16 protein-coding genes are annotated in these 18,690 nt (G+C 55.2%); 14 read left to right on the forward strand and 2 right to left on the reverse strand.

Annotated elements, in window-relative coordinates; genetic code table 11:
• Positions 1–214 precede the first annotated feature (214 nt).
• The gene (gene ycaO, locus IM273_RS09290; RefSeq protein WP_049136587.1) at positions 215–1,975 is read right to left on the reverse strand and encodes a 30S ribosomal protein S12 methylthiotransferase accessory factor YcaO; all 1,761 of its coding nucleotides are present in this window, start codon (positions 1,973–1,975) and stop codon (positions 215–217) included.
• 127 nt (positions 1,976–2,102) lie between these two features.
• Between ycaO and IM273_RS09295 the strand changes: the two genes are divergently transcribed.
• The 13 genes from IM273_RS09295 to IM273_RS09355 all read left to right on the forward strand — a co-directional run bounded on the left by IM273_RS09295 (position 2,103) and on the right by IM273_RS09355 (position 17,029).
• Positions 2,103–2,795: a DUF421 domain-containing protein gene (locus tag IM273_RS09295; RefSeq protein WP_028012566.1), complete on the forward strand. Its 693-nt coding sequence runs from the start codon at positions 2,103–2,105 to the stop codon at positions 2,793–2,795.
• 162 nt (positions 2,796–2,957) lie between these two features.
• Positions 2,958–4,046: a 3-phosphoserine/phosphohydroxythreonine transaminase gene (gene serC / locus IM273_RS09300; RefSeq protein ID WP_028012567.1), complete on the forward strand. Its 1,089-nt coding sequence runs from the start codon at positions 2,958–2,960 to the stop codon at positions 4,044–4,046.
• A gap of 69 nt (positions 4,047–4,115) precedes the next feature.
• Positions 4,116–5,399 (forward strand): 3-phosphoshikimate 1-carboxyvinyltransferase, encoded by a 1,284-nt coding sequence (aroA, locus tag IM273_RS09305; RefSeq protein WP_193051771.1) that lies wholly within the window; start codon positions 4,116–4,118, stop codon positions 5,397–5,399.
• 185 nt (positions 5,400–5,584) lie between these two features.
• Positions 5,585–6,268, forward strand: coding sequence for a (d)CMP kinase (gene cmk / locus IM273_RS09310; RefSeq protein ID WP_013097305.1), 684 nt, complete (start codon positions 5,585–5,587; stop codon positions 6,266–6,268).
• 111 nt (positions 6,269–6,379) lie between these two features.
• A complete protein-coding gene (rpsA, locus tag IM273_RS09315) occupies positions 6,380–8,053 on the forward strand; it encodes a 30S ribosomal protein S1 (RefSeq protein WP_008499966.1) in 1,674 nt (557 codons plus the stop codon).
• Between the two features lie 170 nt (positions 8,054–8,223).
• Complete coding sequence (gene ihfB, locus IM273_RS09320) at positions 8,224–8,511, forward strand: integration host factor subunit beta (protein WP_008499965.1); 288 nt, start codon at positions 8,224–8,226, stop codon at positions 8,509–8,511.
• 214 nt (positions 8,512–8,725) lie between these two features.
• Positions 8,726–10,990 (forward strand): ComEC family protein, encoded by a 2,265-nt coding sequence (locus IM273_RS09325; RefSeq protein WP_193055542.1) that lies wholly within the window; start codon positions 8,726–8,728, stop codon positions 10,988–10,990.
• A gap of 36 nt (positions 10,991–11,026) precedes the next feature.
• A complete protein-coding gene (msbA, locus tag IM273_RS09330) occupies positions 11,027–12,775 on the forward strand; it encodes a lipid A ABC transporter ATP-binding protein/permease MsbA (RefSeq protein WP_028012570.1) in 1,749 nt (582 codons plus the stop codon).
• Positions 12,772–13,749: a tetraacyldisaccharide 4'-kinase gene (lpxK, locus tag IM273_RS09335; protein WP_047368212.1), complete on the forward strand. Its 978-nt coding sequence runs from the start codon at positions 12,772–12,774 to the stop codon at positions 13,747–13,749. Before msbA ends, lpxK begins: the two co-directional genes overlap by 4 nt.
• Positions 13,750–13,793: 44 nt before the next feature.
• Positions 13,794–15,023, forward strand: a complete 1,230-nt coding sequence (locus IM273_RS09340; protein WP_193051770.1) for a winged helix-turn-helix domain-containing protein — start codon at positions 13,794–13,796, stop codon at positions 15,021–15,023.
• A 45-nt stretch (positions 15,024–15,068) separates the two neighbouring features.
• Positions 15,069–15,251 (forward strand): protein YcaR, encoded by a 183-nt coding sequence (ycaR, locus tag IM273_RS09345; RefSeq protein WP_006174474.1) that lies wholly within the window; start codon positions 15,069–15,071, stop codon positions 15,249–15,251.
• A complete protein-coding gene (kdsB, locus tag IM273_RS09350; RefSeq protein ID WP_028012573.1) occupies positions 15,248–15,994 on the forward strand; it encodes a 3-deoxy-manno-octulosonate cytidylyltransferase in 747 nt (248 codons plus the stop codon). Before ycaR ends, kdsB begins: the two co-directional genes overlap by 4 nt.
• Before the next feature lie 141 nt (positions 15,995–16,135).
• Entirely contained in the window at positions 16,136–17,029 is an 894-nt protein-coding gene (locus IM273_RS09355) for a YcbJ family phosphotransferase (protein WP_028012574.1), read from the forward strand.
• Here the strand turns inward: IM273_RS09355 and elyC are convergent.
• A complete protein-coding gene (elyC, locus tag IM273_RS09360; protein WP_059356805.1) occupies positions 17,006–17,785 on the reverse strand; it encodes an envelope biogenesis factor ElyC in 780 nt (259 codons plus the stop codon). The two genes, IM273_RS09355 and elyC, sit on opposite strands and share 24 nt — an antisense overlap.
• A 124-nt stretch (positions 17,786–17,909) precedes the next feature.
• On the opposite strand from elyC, the gene cmoM reads away from it, so the two are divergent.
• Positions 17,910–18,689 carry a tRNA uridine 5-oxyacetic acid(34) methyltransferase CmoM gene (gene cmoM, locus IM273_RS09365; RefSeq protein WP_047368216.1) on the forward strand — a complete coding sequence of 260 codons (780 nt, stop codon included), beginning with the start codon at positions 17,910–17,912 and terminating at the stop codon, positions 18,687–18,689.
• Position 18,690: the final 1 nt, after the last annotated feature.

Below are 18,690 nucleotides of genomic sequence, written 5' to 3' on the forward strand. Positions count from 1 at the left end.
TTCGGCCCCCTTCGAAACAGTTAATTAATATGGAGTATTTACCATAAAAAGTAACAATAAAGCCCAGGCAAATATTATTATATTTACCCGTGTTTAACTTTATTATTACAATCAACAATCATTGCCGAAGAGAATAAAAAACGGGGCAATGAAATTGCCCCGTAATATAGCCCAGACGATTGAATACGCCTACTGCCGTTAATGTTATATGCGTTTATTTTGACCAGTAAGCGGCTTTTGCTTTCTGCAGCTTTTCATAGGCCTTCAGCAGAGACTGATGCGCCGGGAAGGCTTTCAGATCGCTGTCAACCGCCTGCAGACCGTAGAACGGCTCTTCACCGCTCAGCGCCGCGCTGGCGGCTTCAACCGCTTCAGCACCGTACATACGTACGAAAGCGTTCAGGTACTGCAGTGGCTCGCGATCGTCTTCCTGTGCAAGCAGCAGCAGGGTTTGCAGGCAGCGGTAATAGTTGGTGCGCTCGGCGGAGAAGACCGACTGGTTAAACTCCATGGTCCATTCTGTCCAGGCCAGAGCCTGATCCAGATCGCCGCCCGCGAGGGCCAGCATCGCTTTCAGTTCACCGATGCGCAGCGTGTACCAGCCGTTGTCTTTCCCGGTCGCCAGACCCAGCAGCTCGCGCACGCGGGTAAAGTCATCGTGGCCTTCATCGTCCAGCTGGGCTATCAGGTTGAGATAATCTTCTTTTTCCCACTCGCTGCCCGGCAGGGAGAGTAGGGTTTCACGCAGGTGCGCGCCCATGCTGTTGTTTGCGAGCCACAGATCTTCCGCCGGGTAGATATCGGACATGCCAGGTACGATGATGCGGCACGCGTAAACGCCCAGGTGTTCGTAGTCGGCAATGTAGACTTCCTGATCTTCGGCGTCGAAGATTGCCATCAATGTAGCGAACTCTTCTTCGGTGGTACCGGCAAAGCTCCAGTCCACGAACGGATAGTCCGCGTCCTGCTTGAACATATCCCAGGAGATCAAACCGCTGGAGTCGATGAAGTGGGTTTCGAGGTTGGTGTGCTCGGCCACTTCTTCATCGTCAAACGTTGGCGGCGTAAACACGTCGAGATCTTTCAGGCTACGGCCCTGCAGCAGCTCGGTCACGGTACGCTCCAGCGCCACGCCGAAGTCAGGATGCGCGCCGAAGGAGGCGAAGCAGGTTCCGTTAGTCGGGTTAAACAGCACGACGCAGATAACCGGATATTTACCGCCCAGCGAGCCGTCATAGGCAAAGATTGGGAAACCTTCCGCTTCCAGCTTCGCGATGGATTCCACCACGCCCGGGTAGCGCGCCAGCACGTCTGCCGGAATTTCAGGCAGGCTGATGGATTCAGCGATGATGCGGTTTTTAATGTGACGCTCGAACACTTCAGACAGGCCCTGCACGCGCGCTTCATTGCGGGTGTTACCGGCGGACATACCGTTGGACACATACAGGTTGCCGACGATGTTCATCGGGATATAGACGGTCTGCTCGTCAGACTGACGGGTGAACGGCAGGGCGCAGATCCCACGCTCTTCATTCCCAGACTGCAGATCGATCAGCATGCTGGCGGTCAGTTCGTTTTCCGGATCGTAGAAGGCACGCAGACGGCCATCCAGAATGCCTTCCGGCAGTTCATCGTCTTCGGTCAGCGGGAACCATTTTTCGTTCGGATAGTGAACGAACGGGCCGTTGGCGATGGTTTCACCCAGCCAGAAGTCAGCGAAGAAATAGTTGGTGGACAGACGCTCAAAATACTCACCCAGCGCAGAGGCCAGTGCCGCTTTTTTCGTCGCACCTTTACCGTTGGTAAAGCAGAGCGCGCAGTCTTTGTCGCGAATGTGCACGGACCAGACGTGAGGCACCGGATTGAGCCAGGAGGCTTCTTCGATGTTAAAGCCCAGGTCGGTCAGTTTCTGCTGGAAGCGAGCGATGGAATCTTCCAGAGCGGCGTCTTTGCCGGGGATAAACGTTTGAGTCATGGCGTTCACTTTTATCGTACGTAAAGCGCGCAATGATACGGGTTTTGCGTGACGGGTGCTATCTCCGGCGAAAATAAATGGCTGGGCTATGCTTAGTAGCAGTAACTGACTGTTAAGGCATAGAAAAATGAAAGCATTTGATCTCCAGCGGATGGCGTTTGATAAAGTTCCACCTGAATTTCTGGGCGAAGTGGCGCTGCGCAGCCTGTATACCTTCGTACTCGTCTTCCTGTTTCTCAAAATTACCGGCCGTCGTGGCGTTCGTCAGATGTCGCTGTTTGAAGTGCTGATCATCCTGACGCTGGGCTCGGCGGCGGGGGACGTCGCGTTTTATGACGACGTGCCGATGGTGCCGGTGTTTATCGTTTTTGTTTCCCTCGCCTTGCTTTACCGGCTGGTGATGTGGCTGATGTCAAAAAGTGAAAAGCTGGAAGATCTGCTTGAAGGGAAACCGGTCGTTATTGTCGAGGACGGTCAACTGGCCTGGGAAAATGTGCAAAGCGCCAATATGACCGAGTTTGAGTTCTTCATGGAGCTGCGCCTGAATAGCGTTGAACAGCTCGGGCAGGTGCGGCTGGCTATTATGGAAACCAATGGGCAAATCAGCGTCTATTACTATGCTGATGACGACGTTAAGCCCGGCCTGTGTATCCTGCCGGATATGTTAGTAGAACGGTTCAGGGTGATACCTGAAACCGGGGAGTATGCATGTATAAAATGTAGTCATGTTGTGGGGATGCATGCAGGCGATCATCAATTATGCCCTCGTTGTGCAAATCCGGAATGGACAAAGGTTAGCCGGGCTAAACGCCTCGTCTGACAGCGATTTTGTCGGTTTTGTGACGACGAGGCGGCAGATTGTTTTGTGTGACGAAGGGCACATTTCCCCGGTCATAAGTTTTAGACATTGCGGCGCGTGTCACTGAATGATAAAACCGATATCCACAGTTATAACTTATGGCTTTTAGCGTGGTGAGGGGAAATGGCTCAAGTTTTTAATTTCAGTTCAGGTCCGGCAATGTTACCGGCAGACGTGCTCAAACAGGCTCAACAGGAGCTGTGTGACTGGAACGGTCTGGGTACGTCGGTGATGGAAATCAGCCACCGGGGTAAAGAGTTTATTCAGGTGGCGGAAGAGGCAGAAAAGGATTTTCGCGATCTGCTGAACATTCCCTCGAACTACAAAGTATTGTTCTGTCACGGCGGTGGACGCGGCCAGTTTGCTGGCGTACCCCTGAATATCCTGGGCGACAAAACGACGGCTGACTACGTTGACGCGGGTTACTGGGCGGCAAGCGCCGTAAAAGAAGCGCACAAATACTGCACGCCGAACGTTATTGACGCCAAAGTGACCGTTGACGGTCTGCGCGCCGTGAAGCCAATGCGCGAGTGGCAGCTTTCTGATAACGCCGCCTACCTTCACTACTGCCCGAACGAAACCATTGACGGGATTGCCATCGACGAGACGCCAGACTTCGGCAAAGACGTTGTGGTTGCCGCCGACTTCTCCTCCACCATTCTGTCTGCGCCACTAGACGTCAGCCGTTACGGCGTTATCTATGCGGGCGCGCAGAAAAATATCGGTCCTGCGGGCCTGACTATCGTCATCGTGCGTGAAGACTTGCTGGGTAAAGCCCATAAGTCCTGCCCGTCAATCCTGGATTACACCATCCTGAATGACAACGACTCCATGTTCAACACCCCACCAACGTTTGCCTGGTACCTTTCCGGGCTGGTCTTCAAATGGCTGAAGCAAAACGGCGGCGTGGCGCAGATGGACAAGATCAATCAGCAAAAAGCCGAGCTGCTGTACGGCACGATCGACAAGAGCGATTTCTACCGTAACGATGTAGCGAAAGCGAACCGTTCCCGCATGAACGTACCGTTCCAGCTGGCAGACAGCAGCCTGGACAGCGTGTTCCTGGAAGAGTCGTTCGCAGCGGGTCTGCACGCGCTGAAAGGCCATCGTGTGGTTGGCGGGATGCGTGCTTCCATTTATAACGCCATGCCGCTGGAAGGCGTTAAGGCCCTGACCGATTTCATGATCGACTTCGAACGTCGTCACGGTTAATTTGCTGTTTTTCACCCCCGCAGCGTCCCTGCGGGGTTTTTATTATGTTGAGTTGAGAGTTTAGTTTTCATGGAATCCCTGACGTTACAACCTATCGCGCGGGTAGATGGCACCATCAATCTGCCTGGTTCAAAAAGTGTCTCGAACCGCGCTCTGCTGCTGGCAGCTCTGGCAAACGGCACCACCGTCCTCACCAACCTGCTGGACAGCGATGACGTGCGCCATATGCTCAATGCGCTGAAAGCGTTGGGCGTTCATTACACACTCTCTGACGATCGTACCCGCTGCGAAGTGACCGGCAACGGCGGCGCGCTGCAGGCGAGTGACGAGCTTGAGCTGTTTCTGGGTAACGCGGGTACCGCGATGCGTCCGCTGGCGGCAGCCCTGTGCCTCGGGAGCAATAACATCGTGCTGACCGGCGAGCCGCGCATGAAGGAACGTCCGATCGGCCATCTGGTAGATGCCCTGCGTCAGGGCGGCGCGCAGATTGAGTATCTGGAGCAGGAAAATTACCCGCCACTGCGTCTGCGCGGGGGCTTTACCGGCGGTACCGTCGAGGTTGACGGCAGCGTCTCCAGCCAGTTCCTGACGGCGCTGCTGATGACCGCGCCGCTGGCCCCGCAGGATACGGTTATCACGATTAAAGGTGAGCTGGTCTCCAAACCGTATATTGATATTACGCTGCATCTGATGAAAACCTTCGGCGTTGAGGTTGAAAACCAGTCTTTTCAGCGTTTCGTGGTTCGCGGCGCGCAGCAGTACCAGTCGCCGGGCAACTACCTGGTTGAAGGCGATGCTTCATCCGCATCCTATTTCCTTGCCGCTGGCGCGATTAAAGGCGGTACGGTAAAAGTGACCGGCATTGGCCGCAACAGCGTGCAGGGCGATATTCGTTTTGCTGACGTGCTGGAAAAAATGGGCGCGGTTGTCACCTGGGGGGATGATTTCATCTCCTGTACCCACGGTGAGCTGAACGCCATCGACATGGACATGAACCATATCCCGGATGCGGCGATGACCATTGCCACGGCGGCGCTGTTTGCCAAAGGCACCACCACGCTGCGCAACATCTATAACTGGCGCGTAAAAGAGACGGACCGCCTGTTCGCGATGGCAACCGAGTTGCGTAAAGTCGGCGCTGAGGTAGAAGAGGGCGAAGATTACATTCGCGTTACCCCTCCGGCAAAACTGAACTTTGCTGAAATCGGGACCTATAACGATCACCGTATGGCGATGTGTTTCTCGCTGGTGGCGCTGTCCGATACCCCTGTGACCATTCTCGATCCGAAATGTACGGCGAAAACCTTCCCGGACTATTTCGAACAGCTGGCGCGCATTAGCACCCTGGCATGATGAAGTCTTGCCGCATCACCTGATGCGGCATTTCCTTACGCTTCCTGACGATCTTTCCCGCTCATTTCTTCTACACTCTGCTTCTATCATTCCGTAATTTGCACGCAAAGGTAACAGTTGCGCACGTTGGCGCGTATAATGCGCGGCGTTCATGTTAACGGTATGCCTTATTTAAGGAGAAAAAGATGACGGCAGTTGCCCCGGTAATCACCATTGATGGGCCGAGTGGCGCAGGGAAAGGTACTCTGTGCAAAGCGATGGCGGAAGCATTGCAATGGCATCTTTTAGATTCGGGAGCAATCTATCGCGTGCTGGCGCTGGCTGCGCTGCATCATCACGTGGATGTCGCCTCTGAAGAAGCGCTGGTACCGCTGGCTGCGCATCTGGATGTGCGTTTTGTTTCCACCGATGGCAACCTGGAAGTGATTCTGGAAGGGGAAGACGTGAGCGGCGAAATCCGTACGCAGGAAGTCGCTAATGCGGCCTCCCAGGTGGCGGCTTTCCCACGCGTTCGCGAGGCGCTGCTGCGTCGCCAGCGAGCGTTTCGTGAAGCCCCGGGTCTGATCGCTGATGGACGCGACATGGGAACCGTGGTCTTCCCTGATGCGCCAGTAAAAATCTTCCTTGACGCCTCTTCGGAAGAACGTGCTCAACGCCGTATGCTTCAGTTGCAGGAAAAGGGGTTTAGTGTTAACTTTGATCGCCTTTTATCCGAGATAAAAGAGCGCGATGACCGCGATCGTAACCGCGCCGTCGCACCGCTTGTTCCTGCAGAAGATGCATTAGTTCTGGATTCAACCAGTTTAACTATTGAGCAAGTGATTGAAAAAGCGCTACAATATGCGCGCCAAAAACTGGCACTCGCGTAATCGCGCCCGATTTAGCAGTACCCCCGCTGCAATGGATTGACGGCGGGTATGTGAAACAACCCCATCCGGCACGGAGCCAGGTGGACGTTAATATTAACCTGAAGATTAAACATGACTGAATCTTTTGCTCAACTGTTTGAAGAATCCTTAAAAGAAATCGAAACCCGTCCGGGTTCCATCGTTCGCGGTGTTGTTGTTGCTATCGACAAAGACGTAGTACTGGTTGACGCCGGTCTGAAATCTGAGTCCGCCATTCCGGCTGAGCAGTTCAAAAACGCCCAGGGCGAGCTGGAAATCCAGGTTGGTGACGAAGTTGACGTTGCTCTGGACGCAGTAGAAGACGGCTTCGGCGAAACCCTGCTGTCTCGTGAGAAAGCTAAACGTCACGAAGCATGGATCACGCTGGAGAAAGCTTACGAAGAAGCTGAAACTGTGGTCGGTGTTATCAACGGCAAAGTTAAAGGTGGCTTCACTGTTGAGCTGAATGGTATTCGTGCGTTCCTGCCAGGTTCACTGGTAGACGTTCGTCCAGTCCGTGACACCCTGCACCTCGAAGGCAAAGAGCTTGAGTTCAAAGTAATCAAGCTGGACCAGAAGCGTAACAACGTTGTTGTTTCCCGTCGTGCCGTTATCGAATCCGAAAACAGCGCAGAACGCGATCAGCTGCTGGAAAACCTGCAGGAAGGCATGGAAGTCAAAGGTATCGTTAAGAACCTCACTGACTACGGCGCATTCGTTGACCTGGGCGGCGTTGATGGCCTGCTGCACATCACCGACATGGCGTGGAAACGCGTTAAGCACCCAAGCGAAATCGTGAACGTGGGCGACGAAATCACTGTTAAAGTGCTGAAGTTCGACCGCGAGCGTACTCGTGTATCCCTCGGCCTGAAACAGCTGGGCGAAGATCCATGGGTAGCTATCGCTAAGCGTTACCCAGAAGGTACTAAACTGACTGGTCGCGTAACCAACCTGACCGACTACGGCTGCTTCGTTGAAATCGAAGAAGGCGTTGAAGGCCTGGTGCACGTTTCCGAAATGGACTGGACCAACAAAAACATCCACCCATCCAAAGTTGTTAACGTTGGTGATGTAGTGGAAGTGATGGTTCTGGATATCGACGAAGAACGTCGTCGTATCTCCCTGGGCCTGAAGCAGTGCAAAAACAACCCATGGCAGCAGTTCGCGGAAACCCACAACAAGGGCGACCGTGTTGAAGGTAAAATCAAGTCTATCACTGACTTCGGTATCTTCATCGGCCTGGACGGCGGCATCGATGGCCTGGTTCACCTGTCTGACATCTCCTGGAACGTTGCAGGCGAAGAAGCAGTTCGTGAATACAAAAAAGGCGACGAAATCGCTGCAGTTGTTCTGCAGGTTGACGCAGAGCGTGAGCGTATCTCCCTGGGCGTTAAACAGCTCGCAGAAGATCCGTTCAACAACTGGGTTGCACTGAACAAGAAAGGCGCAATCGTAAACGGTAAAGTGACTGCAGTTGACGCTAAAGGCGCAACCGTAGAACTGGCTGACGGCGTTGAAGGTTACCTGCGCGCTTCTGAAGCTTCACGTGACCGCGTTGAAGATGCCACTCTGGTTCTGAACGTAGGCGACGACGTTGAAGCTAAGTTCACCGGTGTTGACCGTAAGAACCGTGCAATCAGCCTGTCTGTTCGTGCTAAAGACGAAGCTGATGAGAAAGATGCAATCGCAACTGTTAACAAACAGGAAGATGCAAACTTCTCTAACAACGCAATGGCTGAAGCTTTCAAAGCAGCTAAAGGCGAGTAATATCAGGTTCTCAGCATCATTTGAGCTGTAACGCATTTACAGCGCGAAGGATGATGAGCAGACTTGACAGATTGCAGGATTCGTCCTGTAATCAATAACAAAGGGCGGCTACGGCCGCCCTTGTTTAATGAGCTGTTCAGCTAATTGGTTTGAAAGGAACCGGAGGAATCATGACCAAGTCAGAATTGATTGAAAGACTTGCCAGTCAGCAACCGCATATCCCTGCCAAGGCAGTGGAAGATGCCGTAAAAGAGATGCTGGAGCATATGGCCTCCACTCTTGCCCAGGGCGAGCGCATTGAAATCCGCGGTTTCGGTAGTTTTTCTCTGCACTATCGTGCTCCACGTACCGGGCGTAACCCGAAAACTGGTGATAAAGTCGAGCTGGAAGGGAAGTACGTTCCACACTTTAAGCCGGGTAAAGAACTGCGCGATCGCGCCAATATTTACGGCAACTGAGTTTAGCCAGCCGGTTAAACTGGGTTCGAAAGAAAGCACCTGCGGGTGCTTTTTTTGTCTCCGTCACTTTCATTCTGAAGGTGTCTCGCATTTTAAGTTGCGTTTTCTGCAACGCGCTAAAAACCATGCAGCGCTTGTTGTAGATTGCATTTTTCACGCCTGACACCCCGCTCGATCTGCCCGCATACTGCCACCCAGAAACAGGGAGGTAGCAATGGGAATTCCCGCTTTAGGTATCTGCGCCATTCTGGCGATAGCCCCGTTACTCTGGTTACCTGAACTGCCATCGCGTTATACCATCTGGATAATGATGGCTGGCGGGGTTGCACTGGCCGCACGCCAAAACGTACGGCTGAAGTATGTGGGGATGACGCTGTTATTTTGCGTGTGGGGCATTCTGGCCGCGCAAGAGAGCGTCTGGCCGATGCAGCATTTAACCGCAGGTGCCATACAGGCCGAGGTGGAGATCGCCGCGACTGATGGTGCCACTGTGCATCAGGGAAAAATACTCACCGTTGATGGCCAGCGCTGGTGGGCGTCAACGGGCGTAACGCTTTATGGTCATTATCTGCCGCAGAAAGCGTGTGCCGGTCAGCGCTGGGCGATGACGCTCCGGCTCAGGCCTGTACACGGCGAACTGAACGACGGAGGGTATGACCCCCAGCGCAGCGCTATTGCCCGCCATCAAATGCTAAGTGGGCGTTTTACCCATGCAGAACTCATCGATGGACGCTGCAGCCTGCGAGCGCAATACCTGACATCGCTGCAAAACCGACTTTCAGTTTATCGCTGGGGCGCGGTTATCCTCGGGCTGGGCATGGGAGAACGTCTGGATGTCCCCAGGGAAATAAAAGACCTGATGCGTGAGACCGGCACGCTGCATCTGATGGCGATTTCGGGTCTGCATATCGCGCTGGCGGCCTCCATCGTCTGGTTTCTTGTGCGCGGGCTTCAGTTTTTATTACCTTGCCATCGGGTCAACTGGCAGATGCCTCTGCTGGCAGGGGTATTCTTTGCTGCTTTCTATGCCTGGCTGACAGGTCTGCAACCCCCCGCGCTACGCACGGTCATCGCACTTGCTGTACTGGCGGCGCTGCGGATCGGTTCCCGGCAATGGTCTCCATGGCAGGTGTGGATCTGCTGTGTCGCGGCGATCCTGATAAGCGATCCCTTAGCCATACTTTCGCAGAGTCTGCTTTTGTCTGCATTTGCCGTCGCCGCGCTGATTTTCTGGTTTCAGTGGTTGCCGCTTCCTCACTGGCAGTGGGCTCGCCGGATACGTCCGCTGCTGAACCTGGTCTATCTGCAGGTCGGCATGCTGTTACTTCTCATGCCGCTACAGGTTCTGATTTTCCATGGCTTTAGCATTTCATCGTTGATCGCCAATTTCTTTGCCGTGCCGTTGGTGACGTTTGTCTACGTACCGCTGATTTTACTCGGCATGCTGCTTCATCTGCTGCCGCTGGAGGGGCTGGAAAGCGGCATCTGGTATGCAGCCGATAAGACGCTTGCCGGGTTGTTCTGGTTGCTGATGCGCCTGCCAGACGGCTGGCAGAGTGTGGACCAGCGCTGGCAGTACATAACGTTACTGCCGTGGCTTATCCTCATCGGCTGGCGTTTCCGCGCCTGGAAAACCGTTCCTGCAGTTTGTCTGGCGGGAAGTGTCTTGCTGGCTTCTCCCCTCTGGCGAACGGCGAAAAGCGACGCCTGGACGCTCCATATGCTGGACGTGGGGCAGGGGCTGGCAATGGTTATTGAACGACAGGGAAAAGCCATTCTTTACGATACCGGGCTTGCCTGGCCGGGCGGGGATAGTGCACAGCGGTTAATTATTCCATGGCTGCGCTGGCATCATCTGCATCCGGAAGGCGTCATTCTGAGCCATGAGCATCTCGACCATGCGGGAGGCCTTGTATCGCTGCAAAAAACATGGCCTGAAATGTGGGTAAGAAGTCCGTTGCACCAGACTGGGCATCGTCCCTGCTTTCGCGGGCAAAGATGGCAATGGCAGGGGTTAACGTTCACCGTCCACTGGCCCACTGAAAATTATCCGGCTCAGGGTAACAATCACTCCTGCGTGGTAAAAATTGACGACGGCGAGCAGAGCGTTCTGCTGACGGGAGACATTGAAGCACAGGCAGAACAGGCTATGCTTAGCCATTACTGGAAATATCTGACGTCCACACTCATACAGGTACCTCATCACGGCAGCAATACCTCGTCTTCATTGCCGCTGGTACAGCGCCTGGAAGGGGAGATTGCGCTGGATTCAGCGGCCCGCTATAACGCATGGCGATTCCCGTCGGCTAAAGTAGTCCGGCGCTATCGAAAAGAGGGATATATCTGGCACGATACCCCCCATTCCGGGCAAATATCGGTGACATTTTCGCACCATCGCTGGCAAATCCGGCGCGTGCGGGATCAATTTTTACCCCCTTGGTATCATCAGTGGTTTGGCGCGCCCGTAGATAACGGGTAGAATATGCGGCTATTTCAACAAATGCTGGTTTTTTGAATGCATAACGACAAAGATCTCTCCACGTGGCAAACCTTCCGCCGACTCTGGCCGATGATTGCACCCTTTAAAGCAGGCCTGATCGTGGCGGGTGTAGCGTTAATCCTCAACGCAGCCAGCGATACTTTTATGTTATCGCTCCTCAAACCGTTACTGGACGACGGTTTTGGTAAAACGGATCGCTCAGTGTTGCTATGGATGCCTCTGGTGGTTATCGGGCTGATGATCTTACGTGGTATCACCAGCTATATCTCCAGCTACTGCATCTCCTGGGTTTCCGGGAAAGTGGTTATGACCATGCGCCGTCGTCTGTTCAGCCACATGATGGGCATGCCGGTCTCATTCTTTGACAAGCAATCCACCGGGACGCTGCTGTCTCGTATTACCTACGATTCAGAGCAGGTTGCCTCCTCCTCTTCAAGCGCGCTGATTACCGTCGTGCGCGAAGGAGCGTCGATCATCGGTCTGTTTGCAATGATGTTCTATTACAGCTGGCAGCTCTCGCTGATCCTTATCGTGCTGGCACCGGTCGTGTCCATTGCTATCCGCGTCGTCTCAAAGCGCTTCCGCAATATCAGTAAGAATATGCAGAACACCATGGGGCAGGTGACGACCAGCGCAGAACAGATGCTGAAAGGGCACAAAGAAGTGTTGATCTTCGGCGGTCAGGAAGTTGAAACCAAACGCTTTGACAAAGTCAGCAACAAAATGCGTCTGCAGGGGATGAAGATGGTCTCGGCCTCTTCCATCTCTGACCCGATCATTCAGCTGATTGCCTCACTGGCGCTGGCGTTCGTTCTTTATGCGGCAAGCTTCCCGAGCGTAATGGAGACGCTGACGGCGGGTACTATCACCGTAGTCTTCTCCTCGATGATTGCCCTGATGCGCCCGCTGAAATCCCTGACCAACGTGAACGCCCAGTTCCAGCGCGGGATGGCCGCCTGCCAGACGCTGTTCAGCATTTTGGATTCTGAACAGGAAAAAGACGAAGGTACACGCGAGGTAGAGCGCGCGCGTGGCGACGTGGAGTTCCGCAACGTGACCTTCACCTATCCAGGCCGCGAAACGCCGGCTCTGCGCAATATCAACCTGACGATTCCGGCAGGTAAAACCGTTGCGCTGGTAGGCCGCTCCGGCTCCGGTAAATCCACCATTGCGAGCCTCATCACTCGTTTCTACGATATTAACGAAGGTGAGATCCTGCTGGATGGTCACGATCTGCGGGAGTACACCCTGCAGTCGCTGCGTAACCAGGTTGCGCTGGTTTCTCAGAACGTGCATCTCTTCAACGATACGGTTGCCAACAACATTGCTTATGCACGCACTGATGAGTACAGCCGCGAGCAGATTGAGAACGCCGCGCGTATGGCGTATGCAATGGACTTTATCAACAAGATGGATAACGGTCTGGACACGATAATCGGTGAAAACGGGGTACTGCTCTCCGGCGGTCAGCGCCAGCGTATCGCCATTGCGCGCGCGCTGCTGCGCGATAGCCCGATACTGATCCTGGACGAAGCAACTTCTGCACTGGATACGGAATCTGAACGCGCGATTCAGTCGGCGCTGGATGAACTGCAAAAGAACCGTACTTCGCTGGTGATTGCGCACCGTCTGTCCACTATTGAGCAGGCAGATGAGATCGTCGTGGTTGAGGACGGCATCATTGTTGAACGCGGAAGCCATGCCGATCTGCTGGAACATCGTGGCGTTTACGCCCAGCTTCATAAGATGCAGTTCGGCGAATGATTGCACGCATCTGGTCCGGTGAATCCCCGCTGTGGCTGCTGCTTTTGCCGCTCTCCTGGCTGTACGGCCTGGTGAGCGGCATTATTCGCCTGTTTTACCGTCTGGGGATCAAGCGTGCCTGGCGCGCGCCGGTTCCTGTTGTCGTGGTGGGTAACCTCACGGCGGGCGGCAACGGCAAAACGCCAGTGGTGATCTGGCTGGTGGAGCAGTTGCAAAAACGCGGCATCCGCCCCGGCGTGGTGTCGCGTGGGTATGGTGGTAAAGCGGCGCACTACCCATTGCTGCTGTCGGCGGAAACCACGACCGCAGAAGCGGGTGATGAGCCAGTATTGATTTTCCAGCGTACCGGTGCGCCGGTTGCGGTCTCCCCGGTGCGCAGCGACGCCGTGCAGGCCCTGCTTGCTGAACACGCGGCACAAATCATCATCACTGACGACGGCCTGCAGCATTACGCTCTGGCGCGTGATAAAGAGATTGTAGTTATCGACGGCGTTCGTCGTTTCGGCAACGGCTGGTGGCTGCCCGCTGGCCCCATGCGTGAACGCGCTTCGCGTCTGAAGTCCGTTGATGCGGTGATTGTTAACGGCGGTGAAGCCGAGGCGGGTGAAATTCCTATGCGTCTGTTACCGGGAATGGCGGTCAACCTGGTGACGGGTGAACGCCGGGCGGTTGCAGAACTGCCTTCGCTGGTGGCAATGGCGGGTATTGGTCATCCGCCGCGCTTCTTCGCGACGCTGGAGCAGTGTGGCGCCCGGCTGGAAAAACGCGTTCCGCTGGCTGACCATCAGGCGCTGGTGGCAGAGCAGGTTGAGGCGCTTACCGCGCCTGGCCAGACGCTCATTATGACCGAAAAAGATGCGGTGAAATGCCGTGCCTTTGCGAAAGAAAACTGGTGGTATCTGCCGGTTGACGCTGAACTCAGCGGCGAACAGCCGGAACAATTGCTCAAGGAACTGATTGCGTTGGTGCAGTAGAGGCTTACGCGGTTCTGGTGGCGCTTTGACTGACAGGAAAACGCATGTCTTTACCGCAACTCTCGCTTTCAGCCGCACGTCATTTACACCTTGCCGCGCAGGGGCTGCTCAAAAAGCCCCGTCGCCGCGCGCAGCCTGCCGATATCCTCTCTACCGTCCAGCGCATGTCGCTGCTCCAAATCGACACCATTAACATTGTCGCCCGTAGCCCTTACCTGGTGCTGTTTAGCCGCCTGGGGAGTTATCCTCCGCAGTGGCTGGATGAGGCGCTCTCCAAAGGGGAGCTGATGGAGTACTGGGCCCACGAAGCCTGCTTCCTGCCCCGTAGCGATTTCGCCCTGGTACGTCACCGTATGCTTGCTCCGGAAAAGATGGGATGGAAATACCGGCAGGCGTGGATGGAGGAACATGAGGCCGAAATAGAGCAGCTTATCAGCCATATTCAGGAAAACGGCCCCGTTCGATCCGCCGATTTTGAACATCCGCGCAAAGGTGCAGGCGGATGGTGGGAGTGGAAGCCGCACAAGCGTCATCTTGAAGGGTTGTTCACGTCAGGCAAAGTCATGGTCATTGAACGGCGTAATTTTCAGCGCGTTTATGATCTGACGCATCGCGTGATGCCTCACTGGGACGACGAGCGGGATCTGCTTACTCAGGAGGCGGCCGAGGCCATCATGCTGGAGAACAGCGCCCGCAGCCTGGGCATTTTCCGTCCGCAATGGCTGGCAGACTATTACCGCCTCCGTCAGCCTGCGCTGAAGCCTCTGCTTGAGATGTGGCAGCGCGAACAGCGAGTTGTTCCCGTTATGGTGGAAACGCTGGGAGAAATGTGGCTGCATGCGGATCTTGTCCCTCTGCTGCCCGAGGCTCTGGAGGGGAACCTTCAGGCGACCCACAGCGCGGTATTGTCGCCGTTCGACCCGGTGGTTTGGGACAGAAAACGCGCCGAGCAGCTGTTTGACTTCAGCTACCGGCTGGAATGCTATACCCCGGCGCCAAAGCGGCAATACGGCTACTTTGTTTTACCGCTGCTGCACAAGGGACAACTGGTCGGACGCATGGATGCCAAAATGCACCGCAAGACCGGCACGCTTGAAATCATTGCCCTTTATCTGCAAGAGGGCATCAGGGTCACGGCGAGCCTGGAAAAAGGGTTAACGTCCGCCATTAGCGAGTTCGCGCGCTGGCAGGAGGCTCGCGACGTAACGCTTGGCCGGGTACCTGACGGGTTATTCACATCCTGTCGAAGTGGCTGGGAAACAGGCACGCCCTGAAAAGGGAATGTGTTAAGCTTTAGTGATTACCCATACGGAGGAACTATGGATCACCGTTTACTTGAAATTATTGCCTGCCCGGTATGCAACGGCAAACTCTACTACAGCCAGGACAAACAGGAGCTGATCTGCAAGCTGGACAGTCTGGCCTTCCCGCTGCGTGACGGCATTCCGGTACTGCTGGAAAATGAAGCCCGTTCCCTGGTGGCAGAAGAGAGCAAACCATGAGTTTTGTTGTTATTATTCCTGCACGTTATGCCTCAACGCGTCTGCCGGGTAAACCGCTGGTAGATATCAACGGCAAGCCGATGATTGTGCATGTCCTTGAGCGGGCGCGTGAGTCCGGTGCCGACCGCATTATCGTTGCAACCGATCATCCTGATGTCGCCCGTGCGGTTGAGGCCGCAGGCGGTGAGGTGTGCATGACCCGCGCCGATCACCAGTCCGGCACCGAGCGTCTGGCGGAAGTGGTTGAGAAATGTGGTTTTAGTGACGATACGGTCATCGTCAACGTGCAGGGCGACGAGCCGATGATCCCGGCCGTAATTATCCGTCAGGTGGCGGAAAACCTGGCGCAGCGTCAGGTCGGTATGGCGACGCTCGCGGTGCCCATTCACCATGCTGAAGAGGCATTTAATCCGAATGCGGTGAAGGTGGTCATGGATGCGGAAGGCTATGCGCTCTATTTCTCCCGCGCTACGATTCCGTGGGATCGCGATCGCTTTGCGCTCTCTAAAGAGACCATCGGTGATTCTTTCCTGCGTCATATTGGGATCTACGGCTATCGCGCCGGCTTTATTCGCCGCTATGTAGCCTGGGCGCCGAGCCCGCTGGAGCATATCGAAATGCTGGAGCAGCTTCGCGTGCTCTGGTATGGCGAAAAAATCCACGTTGCCGTTGCCCGCGAAGTACCGGGAACGGGCGTTGATACCCCAGAAGATCTTGAGCGCGTCCGCGCCGAGTTGCGCTAATCCCGCCTGCATCCCTCCTTTCGGAGGGATGTCCTCTCCCCGCAAATTCCCCTTTCTTTACCCTAATTGATCTCTTCCGGGTGACATCTTCACGCTGTGCGCTCATTATAAAAGCAGTAGTCTTAATGGGGGTAATCTCATATGGAACAGCTGCGTGCCGAACTTAGCCATCTGCTGGGTGAGAAGTTAAGCCGGGTCGAATGCGTGAGTGAAAAGGTCGATACCGCGCTCTGGTCGTTGTATGACGGCCAGGGCAACCCGATGCCGTTGATGGCACGAAGCTTCTCGTCGCCGGGCGTGGCCAGGCAGCTTGCCTGGAAAATGTCGATGCTGGCACGGGAGGGAACCGTCCGTATGCCGACCGTGTACGGCGTGATGACCCACGAGGAACATCCCGGCCCGGACGTACTGCTGATTGAGCGTTTACGCGGTGTGCCGGTTGAAGCGCCCGCGCGTACGCCGGAACGCTGGGAACAGCTGAAGGATCAGATTGTTGAGGCGCTGCTGGCCTGGCACCGACAGGATAGCCGCGGGCTTGTTGGTCCGGTTGACAGCACCCAGGAAAACCTGTGGCCGCTGTGGTATCGCCAGCGGGTGGAAGTGCTGTGGGGGACGCTTAACCAGTTCAACAATACCGGTTTGACCATGCAGGACAAACGTATTCTGTTTCGCACCCGCGAGTGCTTACCGGCGCTGTTCGACGGCTTTAACGACAACTGCGTGCTGATCCACGGCAATTTTACTCTGCGCAGTATGCTCAAAGACTCCCGCAGCGATCAGCTTCTGGCGATGCTAGGGCCGGGGATCATGCTCTGGGCACCGCGGGAATATGAGCTGTTCAGGCTCAGCGACAGCGGGGCGGCGGAAGGTTTACTGTGGCACTACCTTCAACGCGCGCCCGTTGCAGAGGCGTTTCTCTGGCGTCGCTGGCTTTATTTGCTCTGGGACGAAGTGGCGCAGCTGGTCAACACCGGACGTTTCAATCGCGCCAACTTCGATCTGGCGGCTAAATCACTCTTGCCCTGGCTCGCCTGACGAGCCTTTCAGCCACTGCCAGAGGCGTCCGAGCGTCTCGTAGCCGACGCGATCGCTATGCATCAACCACATCGGAGAGGGGATCACCCGTTCCCATGGGTTGAGCGGCGCGCTGATGGCCATCTGGTTTGCCGGTGCGGGAAGCGGGTGCAAACCTTGCTTCTCGAAGAAAATCATCGCTCTTGGCAGGTGCGAGGCGGAGGTCACCAGTAAGAACGGAACATCGCCAATCGCCTGCTTCACCGCGGCAGCCTCTTCCTCGGTATCCTTTGGGCTGTCCAGCGTGATGATAGAGGAACGCGGTACGCCGAGCGATTCCGCGATTCTGGCTCCCGCTTCAGCCGTACTCACCGGGTTGGTTTTGGCCGCTGCGCCGGTGAAGATCATTTTTGATCCCGGATTCGCCAGCCACAGGCGAATACCTTCGTTTAGCCGCGGCAGGCTGTTGTTGATCAGGTTCGAACTGGGGGCCCAGTCAGGGTCCCAGGTATACCCGCCGCCCAGCACAACGATGTAATCAACTTTCTGGTTTCCCTGCCACGTAGGATACCTGTTTTCGATGGGGCGCAGCAGTCCATCCGCCACCGGCTGCAGGCTCAGCAGCAGCAGGACCAGCCAGCCGAACGTAATAAGCGTTTTGCCACTCTTCTGAAAGCGACTAAACCACACCAGCGCCAGCCCCAGCGCGATGATGACAAGCAGCAGCGGAAGGGGAAGCATCATCCCTCCAACGTATTTCTTAAGGGTAAAAAGCATCCTTTTTGGTTCCTTTTTTGACCATACAGCAGATGATTACCGGTGATATTACACCAGAGAGGTTCATTCTCCGCGCGGGTGTGACAAAATAGCGGTTTTGCAGTTAGCGAGTGGAACTCTCCCAATGCGGGATCGCAATTTTGATGACATCGCGGAAAAGTTTTCGCGCAACATTTATGGCACCACGAAAGGGCAGCTCCGTCAGACGATCCTCTGGCAGGATCTGGATACCATTCTGGCGGGCTTTGGCGGCCAAACGTTGCGCGTGCTGGACGCCGGAGGTGGTGAAGGGCAGACGGCCATAAAAATGGCTGAACGCGGTCATCACGTCACGCTTTGCGATCTTTCTGCTGAAATGGTCGCCCGCGCGACGCGTGCGGCAGAAGAGAAAGGTGTGAGCGACAACATGCATTTTATACAATGCGCCGCTCAGGACATCGCGCAGCATTTGGAAACCCAGGTTGATCTGATATTGTTTCATGCGGTGCTGGAGTGGGTTGCCGATCCGCAAAGCGTGTTACAAACCCTGTGGTCAATGTTACGTCCGGGCGGTACGCTGTCGCTGATGTTCTACAATGCTAACGGCTTCCTGATGCACAACATGGTGGCAGGGAACTTCGACTATGTTCAGGTCGGGATGCCGAAAAAGAAAAAACGCACGCTTTCCCCGGACTATCCGCGCGATCCGCAGCAGGTTTACGGCTGGCTGGAAGAGATTGGCTGGCAGATCGTCGGGAAGACGGGCGTCAGGGTGTTTCATGATTATCTGCGTGAAAAACACAAACAGCGTGACTGTTTTGACACCTTAACAGAATTAGAAACGCGGTATTGCCGCCAGGAGCCGTTCGTCAGCCTTGGCCGCTATATTCACGTCACCGCGCACAAGCCGCAGATGCAAGGATAAC

Source organism: Enterobacter cloacae complex sp. P13B (genome assembly GCF_014895915.1).
Taxonomy (GTDB): Bacteria; Pseudomonadota; Gammaproteobacteria; order Enterobacterales; family Enterobacteriaceae; genus Enterobacter; species Enterobacter bugandensis.

Coding starts and splice junctions, on each gene's coding strand:
- IM273_RS09340 (WP_193051770.1), top strand. CDS start 13,794: ATGTCTTTACCGCAACTCTCGCTTTCAGCCGCACGTCATTTACACCTT.
- cmoM (WP_047368216.1), top strand. CDS start 17,910: ATGCGGGATCGCAATTTTGATGACATCGCGGAAAAGTTTTCGCGCAAC.
- cmk (WP_013097305.1), top strand. CDS start 5,585: ATGACGGCAGTTGCCCCGGTAATCACCATTGATGGGCCGAGTGGCGCA.
- IM273_RS09295 (WP_028012566.1), top strand. CDS start 2,103: ATGAAAGCATTTGATCTCCAGCGGATGGCGTTTGATAAAGTTCCACCT.
- kdsB (WP_028012573.1), top strand. CDS start 15,248: ATGAGTTTTGTTGTTATTATTCCTGCACGTTATGCCTCAACGCGTCTG.
- rpsA (WP_008499966.1), top strand. CDS start 6,380: ATGACTGAATCTTTTGCTCAACTGTTTGAAGAATCCTTAAAAGAAATC.
- ycaR (WP_006174474.1), top strand. CDS start 15,069: ATGGATCACCGTTTACTTGAAATTATTGCCTGCCCGGTATGCAACGGC.
- ycaO (WP_049136587.1), bottom strand. CDS start 1,975: ATGACTCAAACGTTTATCCCCGGCAAAGACGCCGCTCTGGAAGATTCC.
- lpxK (WP_047368212.1), top strand. CDS start 12,772: ATGATTGCACGCATCTGGTCCGGTGAATCCCCGCTGTGGCTGCTGCTT.
- ihfB (WP_008499965.1), top strand. CDS start 8,224: ATGACCAAGTCAGAATTGATTGAAAGACTTGCCAGTCAGCAACCGCAT.
- aroA (WP_193051771.1), top strand. CDS start 4,116: ATGGAATCCCTGACGTTACAACCTATCGCGCGGGTAGATGGCACCATC.
- msbA (WP_028012570.1), top strand. CDS start 11,027: ATGCATAACGACAAAGATCTCTCCACGTGGCAAACCTTCCGCCGACTC.
- serC (WP_028012567.1), top strand. CDS start 2,958: ATGGCTCAAGTTTTTAATTTCAGTTCAGGTCCGGCAATGTTACCGGCA.
- IM273_RS09355 (WP_028012574.1), top strand. CDS start 16,136: ATGGAACAGCTGCGTGCCGAACTTAGCCATCTGCTGGGTGAGAAGTTA.
- IM273_RS09325 (WP_193055542.1), top strand. CDS start 8,726: ATGGGAATTCCCGCTTTAGGTATCTGCGCCATTCTGGCGATAGCCCCG.
- elyC (WP_059356805.1), bottom strand. CDS start 17,785: ATGCTTTTTACCCTTAAGAAATACGTTGGAGGGATGATGCTTCCCCTT.